Genomic DNA, 13945 nt, shown 5'->3' with positions numbered 1-13945 from the left:
TTAATCTTGTGAAATATCAATTGGGAGAACACGAATGAGCAGCAACCAAACCTATTACGAACATGACTTTTCACAGCAAAATTTACAGGACGAAATTTTTGAAAACTGTCGATTTTATCAGTGTAATTTTAGTCGCACAGATTTAAGAGATGCAACATTTATAAACTGTAAATTTATTGAAGCGGGAGATAGCATTGGTTGCCAATTTAATTATGCTGACTTACGTGATGCGAGTTTCAAAAACTGCAAACTCGGTATGGCTAACTTTCAAGGGGCGAATGGATTTGGTGCAGAGTTTCGAGAGTGTGATTTACAAGGGGCAAGTTTTGTAAAAACAAGCTTTGTAAACCGCATCTCAAACCAAAGTTACTTTTGTTCGGTTTATATTACCGGCTGTAATTTGTCTTATACGAACTTTGAAAGACAATGTATTGAAAAGTGCGATCTGTTTGAAAACCGTTGGACAGGCGCTAATTTACAACAGGCTTCCTTTAAAGGATCTGACTTAAGTCGAGGAGAGTTTTCAGAAGATAGTTGGCAGCAATTTGATCTGCAGTATTGTGACTTAAGTTATTGTGAGCTTTATGGGTTGGATCCACGTAGGGTAAATCTAAATGGAGTCAAAATATGTGAATGGCAACAAGCGCAGTTGTTAGAGCCACTTGGTATTGTTGTTTTACCAGGCTAACCAAAGCAACTATATCAGCGTATTATAGGCACTATCGGTAATTCTTAAGCAAATTTCAACGTAGAAGTTATTAAGTAATGACAGGTCTTAGTAACCTATAAATAAGTGCCTGATATAGCTAAACTAGAACACCATTCCACAACATTATGTGGAATGGTATTACCTTTAATCTCTAGAAAGTGCATCAACCGGGTTAAGTTTTGAGGCACTTCTAGCGGGCAGAAAACCAAACAAAACACCAATTAATGTCGAACAAGCGAATGCGGCAATAATCGATGACGTTGAATAAATCATCAATAAATCACTACTCGTGTAGTGAAAAACAATACCAATAAGATAAGCAAGCCCGACTCCCAACGCTCCACCCAAAAAGCAAACCAGCATCGCTTCAATAAGAAATTGACGCATAATATCCGCCTGCCTCGCCCCAACAGCCATTCTTATCCCTATCTCACGAGTTCGCTCTGTGACAGAGACCAACATGATATTCATGACGCCAATTCCGCCCACTAATAACGAGATAAACGCGATAGCTGAAATAAGCAGCGTCATCGTATTAGATGTTTTAGCGATACTTTTTCGAATTGTATCGGTATTGATAGTGAAGAAATCAACAACACCATGACGCATCGTAAGTAAACTAATGATGCCCTGCTCTGCCACTTCGCTCGATACATTTTCATCAATCCGGACGGTAATATCACTGACATAGTTTTGCCTAAAAATACGTCCAGATACCGTGGTATAAGGTACCCAAATATTAAGTTCGTCACTATTATCAGACACACTCTCAATGGGTTCGGTGACACCGATGATACGAACAGGCAGCTTGCCGAGGAAAATAACACGCCCCAACGCCTCACCATCAGAAAAGAGTTCCTGTTTGGTGTTCGCATCAATAACAGCAACCTGCTCCAACGAATCGACACTCTGTTCATTAAAATATTGCCCTTGCGCCAAGCTATAACCACGTACACGGAAATACTCAGTCCCAACTCCCTGCACCGAACCAGTCACGGTTTCACTGGCATAACGAATCGCCACATTTGCCCTCACCGTGGGGGTAACACTATCGACAAAGGGTAATATTTTAAGGGCGTTCGCATCCTCTGCGGTGAGGGATCGCACTCGACCAGAACGACGATCTCCACGCCCTGTGCCAGGTTTTATCTCAATAGTATTAGTGCCCATTGAAGAAATATTATCCAGAATTGTTTGTTGTGAGCCATTACCCAATGCAACAACAGAGACGACTGAGGCGATGCCAATGATAATGCCGAGCATCGTTAAAAACGTACGCAAACGGTGATTAGCCATCGCAATCAATGCCATTTTTAACGCTTCAATATAACGGGTGTAACCGATACGAAATGTTTCATTTGGCTTTTTTTGTTCAGTGTTTTTCTTAGCACTATTCAACTCATTTATCTTGCTCTCAGGACGTGTTTGCTTATCAGCAATGATCTCTCCATCTTTGATCTCGATAATGCGATCTGCAAAAGCGGCCACCTGCGGGTCATGGGTAACCAAAATAATCGTATGGCCATCAGCGTGTAGCTCACGCAGCAGTTCCATCATCTCTTCGCCACTGCGACTGTCTAATGCCCCCGTTGGCTCATCGGCCAGAATCACATCACCGCCATTCACCAGCGCTCTGGCAACACTTACTCGTTGTTGTTGACCACCACTAAGCTGCCCTGGTTTATGATCTAAACGATCACTTAAACCAAGACGAGTTAATAACCTTGTTGCCTTTTCCTGACGTTCATGTGGTCCCTCATTGGCGTATAAAGCAGGCACTTCTACGTTTTCTAGCGCGGTGAGATCCCCCAAAAGGTGATAACGCTGAAAGATAAAACCAAAGTACTCGCGTCGCAATGCGGCTAAGTCATCTTCGCCCATGGTTGATGTATCTTGCCCATTGATGAAGTAGCTGCCTTTATTGGGTTTATCCAAACAGCCCAAAATATTCATTAATGTTGATTTACCCGAGCCAGATGCGCCAATAATGGCAATCATTTCACCACGGTTGATCTGAAAATTAACCTCTTTCAGAACCGTCAAGGCTTGATCACCAGCGGTAAATGAACGTGTGACACCAACAAGTTTTAACAGTGCTTCAGCCATAAGTTACCCCTTACCTGAACCAGGGCCTCGTCCGCCACCACCCTGCCCACTCAGACTCGCACCTGACAAACTGTTCATCGATAAGCTCGAAAATACCTCATCACTCGTAGATGATTTACCGAGAACAACCTCATCACCTTCATTGAGGCCTGAGAGTATCTGTACATATATTTTATTGTTAATACCCACTTCCACATCACGATACTCAATCTGATTATTTATTTTCACTGGTACTTGATAAGTTGGATTCGCGCCGGGTAATTCAACCAATACCTGTGATGGAACGAGTAATGTATCCGCTGCATTTTCCAATATAATAGAGACCTGTGCAGTCATCCCAAAACGTAATAAATTATCTGGATTTTTTACATCAAACAAGGCGTTGTAATAAATCGCCTCATCATCACCAATCTTTAATGCACTATCATCTCCATTCAACAGGGTTGGACCGGGCTCAATAGCGCGTAATACGCCTTGATATCGATTGCTAGTTGCCCCTAATATCGTGAAATAGACCGCTTGCCCTGCTCGAACATTAATAATGTCGGCTTCAGAAACCTGCGCTTTTATGGTCATCACATCCAATTGTGCCAATTCAATAATACTCGGTGTGCCTTGATTATTATTCACCGTCTGCCCCTCTTCGACGGAGACATAAATCACGGTGCCATCAATCGGTGATGCAATAGTCGTGTAGCCTAGATCGAGTTGTGCAGTGTCGACACTAATAATTGCTTTTTCTTTTTCTGCTTTAAGCTGATCTAAATCTGCCTGATACACTGCCAATATAGATTCTGCCGAATCAAATTCAGATTGCGAGGTCGCGCCATCCACCAGCATTGTTTTCTTACGTTTAAATTCAGACATCGCCACTTTGATTTGAGCTTGTTTGGCTCTCAATTGCGCATTAATGCTCTTAAGTGAAGCCTGTGCTTCTTTGATCGTATTTTGTTGCGTTAGGTTATCGATTTGCGCAATCAAATCCCCCTGCTTTATCTCATCACCTAACTTAACATCCAGTTTTGCTATTAACCCTGATACTTGAGCACCCACACTCACCAATTTAGAGGGGTATAAAACACCATTGGTTAGCACCACACTTTCTATATTTCCGCGTTTAACAAGATCGGTAATAAAGACATCCTGAACCTGCTGCTTCATGGTGTATTGATATCCAATACCAGCTGCAATCGCAGTGAAAATAAGGATCACTAGTAAGGTTTTCTTGATGTTATTTTTAATATTGTTTTTCATATAGCTCTTCATATAGCTCTCTAATTTATCTTAGTCATTCACAGAGGTAAGCGTGTTCATTGGCTTTTCACAAAGTGGTAATAGCGAAGCGGGCTTTCTCTCTTGTTGCGGTAACTTTTTCTGCTTCAAATGAGGCTTTGCTGGCGTTTGGCAATGTCGTTCAAATCCCACAGCCATGCTGTCTGAATCCAATACTAAACCATGCATTTTTTCCCGTAGCAGTGCAGCAGACACTTCCTCTGATGGTTTAAATACTAAAGGTTGTGCAAGTGCATACAGGTGAAAGGTATAGGTTTTTAAATCAGGTCCTCTCGAACAGGGAGGTGCGTATTCCTCTTTATGATTGACTGAATTGCTACCCAGTGTGCCGACGGTTTCCCCACCAGCAACAGTAGAAACATGCATCGGAATATTGTACATACTCCAATACCAATGCAGTCCTTCAAAAGGTGCAGTTCTAAGTGGGTGTAGTGATCTGCTTGTGTCTTGAACCGCCGCATTGAATTGGGGATCACTTTCTTTATTTCTGATAGGTTTCGCGTCAGGTTGATGGTCCATAATCATAACCAGAGACTGAGTCCCATCAGGCAGTCCGCGCCAAGTTAACGCAGGCGAGATCCCCTCTCCTTCGCAGGTATATTTCGCCGGCATCAGTCCTTTATCCGAAAATTCAGAACTGCTGAGTGTGAGAGAATGATCGGCTTGAGTGGGAAATGAGACAAATAAGATGCTCACTAGGGGGACAATGTTTTTTATCTTCATGGACCAATCTCTTTAGGAATTAAAGTAACTTTTTAGTTGCTTTAATCTTATCAATTAGCCTGTAGAGATGGATGACAATGTTGTCATTTAACTGTGGGTAGCGATAATCGCATAACAACAACATCTTCCTTGCTTGCCTGAAGGGTAAGATCGCCACCGTGTGCGCGGGCAATTTCGCGCGCTAAACTTAAACCAAGCCCACTACCGGAAATACCTTGCATTTGTTCAGGCTCCCCACGATAAAAGCGATCGAATAATTGCTCCCGCACCTCACTTTTCATCGCGACACAAAAGTTACTAATAAGCACTTCAATAACGTCGTCGCTTCGTTTAGCTTCAATGGTGACACCTTTTTCTTGAAGGCTATAACGTATCACATTAACCAGTAGATTATTTAACAACTGCCTCAATAAGACGATATCGCCTTTAAAATATAAGGGCTGTTCTATCTCACAATGCAGAACGAGCCCATCGGACAATAGTTCCATATCACCGGTCAATTCATCTAGCAATTCGGCCATATTGATCGCTTCAAGATGCAACGCCATCGAACACGAGTCTGCTTGAGAAAGCAGTAGTAACTTACGAGTGATCGCAGAAAGGTGGCCAACTTCATCAAGAATGGCATTCAAGTCTAATTGTGATGAATTTTCAGAGATAACCGCTTGCTCGATCTTTCCTCTTAAAATAGTCAGCGGAGTTTTTAGCTCATGTGCAGCATCAGCAGTAAAGCGAGAGGCTTGCTGAAAACTATCTTCAAGGCGATCCAGCATCGTATTGTATGCATTGATGAGAACGGTGAACTCTTGATCTTCTTTATGCGCGGGCAAGCGATGGTTGAAGTTTTTTTGTGTGACCAACTGCATGGATTGGTGTAGCCGTTTTATAGGTCGAGTGGTATTAGTGGTGATGAACCATGCACCAAGAATACTGAGCAGTAGAGAAAAAGGGATAACAACGATCATCGCCGATTGTAAGGTACTTTCTAAATCACTGGTTGTGGCCGACACATCGACAGCAAGAAAACTTTGTGCTTGTTGCCCTTGAAAAAAACTGCCCCGCCATCGATTTTTCTGATGCGTAAAGAAAACTAACTGACAACGGGAAGAGGTTTGTTTTCCCGCTATCACTTCTAATGGGTCAGCAGATTGCCAATTTAATGTGCTGATAATTTGTTGTACGTCTTCCCCCTGTGATTCAGTTAGTACCCCGTGTTCACTGGATTCAACAAGAATCAGTAAATCGCTAGCGGAGTTAATGCGTAACTTATTCACTAAATCATCAATAAGACGGCTCCCAGATTGATCCTTATGCGCTGAATCGGGCACCGGAGTTATAGATAGAAGGTTGCTAGGCATACGCGTGATACGTTTTACTTCCATACACAGACGTGAATCAAGGTGCTCAAGCTCGACCTTCATAATACGTGACCAACTAAGCGAAATAACAACCGCTAGCACCGCGCTCACCGTTAAAATTGAGATAGAAAAAATACGTGTACGAAAATACATTCTATAACCTCATCGCGGGCTCAGGCGATAGCCCGTACCTCGAACCGACTCAATAGCACCAATCATTCTGCCCGCACTTTCTAATGAAGTGATCTTACCGCGAATCCGCTTAATACAGACATCGACAACATTAGTACAGGGATCAAAATCGTAGCCCCACACATGCTCTAACAGTTGACCTCGTGTTAATATTTTATTGGGAGAACGCATCATATACGCGAGCAAACTAAACTCTCGACTGGTCAACTCAACCGATTGCCCGTCACAATTGATACTGCGAGTGATACAGTCAAGCTGCAGTGAGCCAACTTCAACGATATGTTTTGCAGGGCCTTCATGACGTCTCAATAACGCATTAAGGCGAGCGCTCAACTCTTCTACATAAAACGGCTTTGCTAAATAATCATCAGCGCCCATCTCTAACCCCTGAACACGATCCCCAAGTTCATTTCGTGCAGTAAGCAGAATGATAGGAGTATCAGAGCCCGTTTCACGAAGCGAACGAAGAATATCTAATCCATCACGACCGGGGAGACCAATATCAAGAATAATAGCATCGAATTTATGGTTACTTGCAACCTTATAGCCCTGCTCACCATCAGCACAATGAGCCACCATGAATTTTTTTTCACGTAAACCTTCACAGATAAAATCCGCAATTTTTTGTTCATCTTCAACAAGCAATATATTCATTGGGCTTACTCCTTAGATGCTCTCTATTGTAGATAATGGAGCTGCATTATTATTAAATATCAATCCGTTAATACTTTACATGATAGCCTGCGATTAATTTGTGTCGTTCAAGGAAAACGACCAACACTAAATAGCTATTGTAGGATGCGTTAACACCGAAATAAGCGAACATCGCCACGCAGCATCGGTTTATTTAGATAACACTTTAAAGTATCTCACCGGAGGTAACTTACTTGCAATGAATATGAGAAGAATGACAGCTTTGTCATATTTATCATGCCGCGCTTTAGTTGTAAACGCAGATCCATTTCCCCCTGTTGGGTTAATCTAAGCGGATACTTAATCCATGTTATAATCTCTAATTTTGGCCGACAACATGATAATTGCAGATCAACCTTCAAAGCTGAGCTTACCGCAGAAAAACCCAGGCGTATCAACAGTGTTGGAGTATTTGATCATTAAATTTCCCTATATTGATGCTCAGGTTTGGCAGAAACGTATCGCGGCAGGAAAAGTTCACTGCCATGATGGTTCACTCATTACAAGACAATCCCCTTTTAAACCCCAACAACGCATCTACTATTACCGAGAAGTCGAAAGCGAACCCCTGATTCCTTTTAAAGAGCGTATTTTATTTCAGGATGAACATCTATTAGTGGCTTATAAACCACATTTTTTGCCTGTGGTACCCGGGGGAAAATATGTCAATGAATGTTTACAAAACCGTTTACGACAAAGCACTGCAATTAATACCTTACAAGCTGTGCACCGTTTAGATAGAGTAACGGCCGGTTTGGTGATTTTTTCCGTTAACCCGACCACCCGCCATCGCTACCATGACTTATTTGAGACGCGGAAAATAGACAAAACCTACCAAGCAATAGCGCGAACTAATAGCCAAGAAAGCCTAGTAGGCAAAACCTGGGAAGTAAAAAATCGCCTCATACAATCTAATCCGAAATTTCGCATGTGCATCACCGACGGAGAGGCCAATAGCCACTCAAGCATTCGATGTGTGAAACAATCAGCGGAGCAATCGTTATTTGAATTAACCCCGATTACAGGGAAAACGCATCAATTACGCCTTCATATGCAAGCACTTGGTTGGCCAATTTTGAATGATAAATACTATCCTCATTTACAACCCCTTAGCGCAGATAACTATACGACCCCATTACAGCTACTCGCAAAGAAAATTGAATTTATTGATCCGGTCACCCAACAAACAAGACGTTTTAGTGATGACAGTAACTTGCTATTAAAATAATAACAATTAACTGTTAATCAAATTAGTCGGTTAAATTAAATATTATTGAAAATATTTCACTGCAGTAGGTAATGTTAGCCCCTTCTCGCCTATACCCATTGCCTGTAAATGTGTTTGCGTCTTCGTAATACCAATGGAATTTAATAGGTGATCAGAGTTTGCGTAGGAAAAATTATTACTAATAAGGCGTGAGTTGCAGCCTTTCGAGAGATTAACTCCGTTAATCCTCTATCGGAGAATTAAATTAAAGACTTTAATTCTTTAATAGTTGTTCTCACTTCATAAAATCGTATGGAACGATTTTAAACAGCTTTAGCTGGCCACACAGTGGTGGATAACAGGATGTTCGGAATAAAACTCACAACGCAGTTAGGGATAATTTTAACCAGCAAGAATGAGCACTTTATTAATTCCTTTGGTATAAATACTAATTATACGTAATGCACCGACATGAGCATCGATTATCAAAATGACACTTTTAATAGTATTTATCCTGTGACGCAATAATCGGGAGAGCAGTTTTCTCCCTATGCAAGTATTGGCCTTGGTTATTTACATGAAAATTCGAGTGATAGATATTTTGAGGTGGACAACAATGTACATCCTAATGTCGGGTTAGGCATTAATCTTGTTGAATTCGGTGAGTTTGTGTCTGATTTATTTTGGAATTATTTTTCGGGTGATGTTCAAATGGTTGAGCTCGTTTTTGTTTATAAATTTTATCATTTAGCTAGCAATGTAAGGTGTGGTAATAGTAACCACACCTTACGGTATTTTATTTTAAGCTAATATAAATGAATGCTTATTGTGGCAATAGTACTTTTTTATCGCCCTTATTAGCAGCGCTCACAAGTAACACTCCCACTGTTAGCACGATTGTGCCACAGACTAAAAATAACATTCTCCCCATCGGCTCATTAGGAATAAGTGCCATGGCTAAGATACCAAAGCCAGCCACACAAATGAGGTTACCAAGCATGCTACGCTGTTTCGTATCAAGATCTTGTTGATCTTCAGAATCAGCAATCACTGGCGTATTCCAATTTTTAAACAGTTCAGTCACTTCAGACTCACGGTCGGCCGTGCGGCATACTCGACCTTTATAAGCCGCCGCTATCGCTACGAAGAAACCACCCGTAAATACAACATGCGCAGCTAATGTTAATGCCACTTTCAAGTCAGCCCATTCACGTACTGTTAGCGCTTGCTCTAAACCAAAGAAGTTTTCAATGTCATTCGCATTTATTGAAAAACCAAAAATGTAAGAGACAAAGCCACCCACAATTAACGTTGCCCAAGCTGACCAGTCTGGCGTGTTACGGAACCACATACCCAGTAAGACAGGTATTAACATAGGGAAGCCAATCAATGCACCAACATTAAGTACAATATCAAACAAACTCAAATCACGCAGTGAGTTGATAAATAGACCGACTGCAATAACAATAAAGCTCATTAAAACAGTGGTTAGTTTACTTACTGTCATTAACTCTTTTTCTGATGCTTGAGGACGAAGCACCGGACTATAGAAATTAATAACAAAAATCCCCGCATTACGGTTAAGGCCAGAGTCCATTGAAGACATCGTTGCCGCAAACATAGCTGCCATCAATAAACCAACCATTCCCGCAGGCATCAATTTTTGAACGAATGCAAGATAAGCAGCATCAGCACCAACATCATAACCTGCTGCAAAGTCAGGCATAAATGCAGCGACATACCATGGTGGAAGGAACCAAATAAGAGGGCCAACAAGCATTAACACGCAGGCTAATCCCGCAGCCTTACGCGCATTTTCACTGTCCTTTGCACATAAGAATCGATAAGCATTAATGCTGTTATTCATGACACCAAATTGCTTGATAAAGATGAAAACCACCCAAAGCACAAAGATACTCATGTAGTTTAAGTTATTACCAATGAAGAAATCACCTTCAAAGTTAGCAACAATATTACCGATACCACCACCGTGATAATAAGCTGCGATGGCACAAGTAATCGTCACTGCCATGATAACCAACATTTGCATAAAGTCAGATGCGACAACAGCCCAAGAACCACCTGTTACAGCCATCAGCATTAACACAAGACCCGTCACTACAATGGTTGTTTCCATCGGAATATCAAAAACAGCCGCGACAAAAATAGCCAGACCATTCAGCCAAATTCCCGAAGAAATTAAGCTATCGGGCAAACCCGCCCATGTAAAAAACTGCTCTGATACTTTCCCAAAACGCATGCGGATAGCATCAATAGCAGTGACAACACGAAGTTGTCGAAACTTTGGAGCAAAATAAAGATAATTACATAAATAACCAAATGCATTAGCTAAAAACAGAATAACGACTACAAACCCATCACTGAATGCTCGCCCTGCAGCACCGGTAAAGGTCCATGCAGAAAATTGAGTCATAAAGGCGGTAGCACCTACCATCCACCACAGCATTTTACCGCCTCCACGGAAATAATCGCTTGTCGAAGTTGTAAATTTTCTAAACATCCAACCTATTGCAATTAAGAAAACAAAATAGGCGAGAACAACAAAAATATCGATAGTCATTAGTTAGTCCTCTAGAGAAGCGGTAAAGGTTGGCATCAAAAGTGATGCAGGTGAAATCACAGACAACAATGGGTCATATAATCCGGAGTCAAAACAAATATCGCTACAGTAAACAACCGGCAATGGGTCTGTGGGGCAATTCATAAGCATGCTTAATACCTTGTAAGTTAGTTAGATAATTCTGCCGTTATTTTATTAACTAACTCGGTGATGCAACATGAATTTCGATGATTCATATTTGAAGCTGCTATTTATAGAAAAGATTTTCCATCTCGATATTGAATATCCAATATAGCGTTACTTTGGATCAGATCTGTCGATCATTTTCAACGGTAAACCTACCCCCTCTTTGCGTGCAAAAATGAATTTCTTCGATTCCTATTTTTATACTCGTAAAGCGATAATATGTTGCTTATAAAAATATTTAATCGACTTGATAACGACAAAGGTAAACTATGTTAATCCTATTAAAAAAAGAAAAGGTATTACTACTTGGGATCCTAACCATTCTATTTTTCAAGTTTGGTGGGGAGGGACTGCTTAATGAGACAACCACAATGTCACTGTATATACCCACCTCATTGCTATTACTTGCGATCGTTACATGGGTAATATTTAGAGTCGTTCACCACTCTGATGTGTTGGCCATTAAACTCGGTGATCCCTACGGCACATTAATACTGACGTTAGCGGTGATCTCTTTAGAAGTCGTCATGATCTCATCAGTAATGTTAACCGGAGAGCCAAATCCAACAATGGCACGAGACACCATGTTTGCCGTTATCATGCTTATTTTAAATGGATTAGTGGGGTTAAGCCTATTGATTGGTGGCAAGCGATTTCACACCCAGTCCTTTAACCTTAATGGTGTTAAGTCCTATATTGTCGCGATCATTCCGCTTGCCATCATCTGTTTAGTCTTACCTAACTTCACCGTAAGTGGCAGCGTAGGAGGCTTATCACCGAGTATGTCATGGATGTTAATCATCATGTCGGTGGTGTTATATGGGGTATTTTTGATAACTCAAACTAAAAGTCACAGCAACTTTTTTATTGATGAAAATGCACTTGATGAAGAGCACCATATTGGCGAAACACGCAGCAACTTATACCATACCATTATGTTGCTAGCGTATTTAACCGTGGTCATTGTGTTAGCAAAAATATTGGCGCTACCCATTAATTATAGCGTTTCTGAAATGGGTGCGCCGATTGCACTTAGTGGTTTCTTAGTCGCATGTTTAGTGCTGGCTCCTGAGGCGGTAGGAGGTATTAAAGCGACATTACATAACCACTTACAACGCACCATGAACCTCTATTTTGGTTCGGTACTCGCGACTATTGCATTAACAGTGCCAGCGGTATTAACCATTAGTTATTTCACCGGTCAGGAAGTCATACTCGGCCTGTCACCTTCAGAAATGGTATTGCTTGTCACCAGTTTAATGGTCGCAAAAGTGACTTTTAGTAGTGGACGGACCCACTCTTTATATGGTGTGACACACTTGTTACTTTTTGCGGTATACCTGTTCTTAATGTTCGATGTAACCTAATTTAGCCCAATGCCTAGTGAATCTATTCTCCTCTCACTAGGCTTTTTAATGTAGTGCCTTCCCATGACAACCTCTGCTCACTTTATGCTGATGAGATGCTAAAAATGTCTCATTCATTACTAAAGGTTATTTTTAATATTCCTCCATTTACCGCAACAATAAAGCCGCTAGTGCATGCGCTAATATATACTTCTGAATATTAGTTAGTAATGAGCAATAACAAGCACTATACAGGAATGCCATGATGAGAAATAAACTCGATGATCTTGATTTAAATTTACTTAAATTATTGCGCGTCGTCGTTGAAACACGTAATACTCACGCTGCGGCGGAGCAATTAGGCATTTCACAAACAAGTGTTAGTCGAGGCTTAGCTAAACTAAGAAAAACATTCGGTGAACAATTATTTATCCGCACTGCATATGGCATTGAACCCTCTAAGCTAGCCGTGGGGTTAGCTGATGCGACTAAGATGATGTTAGCACCTGTTTTACAAGCGGTTGATAAATACCAAGGCTTTGATCCTCTGAGTTTTGATAGAGAGATATGTATTTTCATGAACGTATTTCTTTTGGAAGTACATGGTAGAGATATTATTACATTGCTAGGTAAGGTGCTACCTAACGCAAAATTCAAAATTTTAAACTGGCAACAGCAATCTCTCACCAAAATGTTAGATGGAGAGTGCGACTATTTTATCCAACTAGACAACTATTCTCTGCCACAAGATATATACAGTTATACGCTCAAAAACATCCCATTATCAATTGTCGCTAAAAAATCACACCCAATACTTAGCAAGCCTTATGAGTGGAATGATATTCATCACCTGCCACTCGGTCGTATCGTCATTGATGGTATTATTAGTAAACATACCCCTATTGAGGTTCTATATGAATACCATGGTTACAAGGCAAATATAAGGTTAGTGACACATAGCGTTCCATTACTCTTCGATACCTTAAAGCAATCTTCAATGATTATACTTGGTAGCACTTACATTGCAGAAATGGACGATGAGTTAGCATCATATCCTTTACCTCCATCACCAGTATCATTAACTTCAATTAAAATCCTTGGAGGATATTTACAAACTCAACGCAATGAACCATTGAGTCAACTGCTAGATAAAACCATTCAGCGTTATTTTCAACAATTAGATGAGCCAGTTTAATCTTATTCTGTAACAACCCAACCTTAAAAAATACAACTACTTGTTTTAAATGTAATTAACTCTAATTCATTCATCTTAAAGCCTAATATCTTATTGCGCTTAAAATGTGTCACTAGGTTTAGCGGTTACCTTTAAGCTCTTAAGTGCAAATATGAATTTCTTTAATTCATATTTTAAAATTGCTCTGCAGTTTATAGTGAGCCTAGTAAACTTAGTGATAAGTTTATGAACGCTAGGAAAGAAAATAAATATATGGATAGAAATACCTCTGCGACCGCTAAGCGCAGCAGCAGAAATGGATTTTAGTTATCGTGCCGCTCTCCCATTGAGCATTTCGGCTATTTCCTAATCTAAAC

Annotated in this window: 10 protein-coding genes; 4 read left to right on the top strand and 6 right to left on the bottom strand. The window is 40.7% G+C overall.

All coding sequences use genetic code 11. The features are described from left to right. Positions 1–34: 34 nt before the first annotated feature. A complete protein-coding gene (locus QQK09_RS06240) occupies positions 35–688 on the top strand; it encodes a Qnr family pentapeptide repeat protein (protein ID WP_284203252.1) in 654 nt (217 codons plus the stop codon). 165 nt (positions 689–853) lie between these two features. Here the strand turns inward: QQK09_RS06240 and QQK09_RS06235 are convergent, their stop codons facing one another. From QQK09_RS06235 to QQK09_RS06215, 5 genes are all read right to left on the bottom strand, one after another. Beyond that, complete coding sequence (locus QQK09_RS06235; RefSeq protein ID WP_284203251.1) at positions 854–2815, bottom strand: MacB family efflux pump subunit; 1962 nt, start codon at positions 2813–2815, stop codon at positions 854–856. Between the two features lie 3 nt (positions 2816–2818). Then, complete coding sequence (locus tag QQK09_RS06230; protein ID WP_284203484.1) at positions 2819–4057, bottom strand: efflux RND transporter periplasmic adaptor subunit; 1239 nt, start codon at positions 4055–4057, stop codon at positions 2819–2821. 42 nt (positions 4058–4099) lie between these two features. Further along, on the bottom strand, positions 4100–4831 hold the full coding sequence (locus QQK09_RS06225) for a YbhB/YbcL family Raf kinase inhibitor-like protein (protein ID WP_488803500.1): 732 nt from the start codon (positions 4829–4831) through the stop codon (positions 4100–4102). Positions 4832–4914: 83 nt separating this feature from the next. Further along, the gene (locus QQK09_RS06220; RefSeq protein ID WP_284203249.1) at positions 4915–6342 is read right to left on the bottom strand and encodes an ATP-binding protein; all 1428 of its coding nucleotides are present in this window, start codon (positions 6340–6342) and stop codon (positions 4915–4917) included. A 9-nt stretch (positions 6343–6351) separates the two neighbouring features. Continuing rightward, positions 6352–7035 carry a response regulator transcription factor gene (locus QQK09_RS06215; RefSeq protein ID WP_284203248.1) on the bottom strand — a complete coding sequence of 228 codons (684 nt, stop codon included), beginning with the start codon at positions 7033–7035 and terminating at the stop codon, positions 6352–6354. A 376-nt stretch (positions 7036–7411) separates the two neighbouring features. On the opposite strand from QQK09_RS06215, the gene QQK09_RS06210 reads away from it, so the two are divergent. Further along, a complete protein-coding gene (locus tag QQK09_RS06210; RefSeq protein ID WP_284203247.1) occupies positions 7412–8302 on the top strand; it encodes a pseudouridine synthase in 891 nt (296 codons plus the stop codon). 802 nt (positions 8303–9104) lie between these two features. On the opposite strand, the gene QQK09_RS06205 is transcribed toward QQK09_RS06210, so the two are convergent. Then, positions 9105–10862 (bottom strand): sodium:solute symporter family protein, encoded by a 1758-nt coding sequence (locus QQK09_RS06205; RefSeq protein WP_284203246.1) that lies wholly within the window; start codon positions 10860–10862, stop codon positions 9105–9107. Between the two features lie 455 nt (positions 10863–11317). On the opposite strand from QQK09_RS06205, the gene QQK09_RS06200 reads away from it, so the two are divergent. Together QQK09_RS06200 and QQK09_RS06195 are read left to right on the top strand one after the other, a co-directional pair. Further along, positions 11318–12415, top strand: coding sequence for a calcium:cation antiporter (locus QQK09_RS06200; RefSeq protein WP_284203245.1), 1098 nt, complete (start codon positions 11318–11320; stop codon positions 12413–12415). A gap of 241 nt (positions 12416–12656) precedes the next feature. Then, positions 12657–13589 carry a LysR family transcriptional regulator gene (locus QQK09_RS06195; protein WP_284203244.1) on the top strand — a complete coding sequence of 311 codons (933 nt, stop codon included), beginning with the start codon at positions 12657–12659 and terminating at the stop codon, positions 13587–13589. The last annotated feature ends 356 nt before the right edge of the window (positions 13590–13945 follow it).

This window comes from Psychromonas marina, from assembly GCF_030161115.1.
Lineage (GTDB): Bacteria > Pseudomonadota > Gammaproteobacteria > Enterobacterales > Psychromonadaceae > Psychromonas > Psychromonas marina.
The sequence above is the reverse complement of the archived record's forward strand: the minus strand, read 5'-3'. Positions and strand labels throughout refer to the sequence as shown.

What these genes read in the sequence shown, in the direction of transcription:
- QQK09_RS06235 (WP_284203251.1), bottom strand. Translation starts at nt 2,815, where the DNA reads ATGGCTGAAGCACTGTTAAAACTTGTTGGTGTCACACGTTCATTTACC.
- QQK09_RS06220 (WP_284203249.1), bottom strand. Translation starts at nt 6,342, where the DNA reads ATGTATTTTCGTACACGTATTTTTTCTATCTCAATTTTAACGGTGAGC.
- QQK09_RS06210 (WP_284203247.1), top strand. Translation starts at nt 7,412, where the DNA reads ATGATAATTGCAGATCAACCTTCAAAGCTGAGCTTACCGCAGAAAAAC.
- QQK09_RS06215 (WP_284203248.1), bottom strand. Translation starts at nt 7,035, where the DNA reads ATGAATATATTGCTTGTTGAAGATGAACAAAAAATTGCGGATTTTATC.
- QQK09_RS06200 (WP_284203245.1), top strand. Translation starts at nt 11,318, where the DNA reads ATGTTAATCCTATTAAAAAAAGAAAAGGTATTACTACTTGGGATCCTA.
- QQK09_RS06240 (WP_284203252.1), top strand. Translation starts at nt 35, where the DNA reads ATGAGCAGCAACCAAACCTATTACGAACATGACTTTTCACAGCAAAAT.
- QQK09_RS06205 (WP_284203246.1), bottom strand. Translation starts at nt 10,862, where the DNA reads ATGACTATCGATATTTTTGTTGTTCTCGCCTATTTTGTTTTCTTAATT.
- QQK09_RS06225 (WP_488803500.1), bottom strand. Translation starts at nt 4,831, where the DNA reads ATGAAGATAAAAAACATTGTCCCCCTAGTGAGCATCTTATTTGTCTCA.
- QQK09_RS06195 (WP_284203244.1), top strand. Translation starts at nt 12,657, where the DNA reads ATGATGAGAAATAAACTCGATGATCTTGATTTAAATTTACTTAAATTA.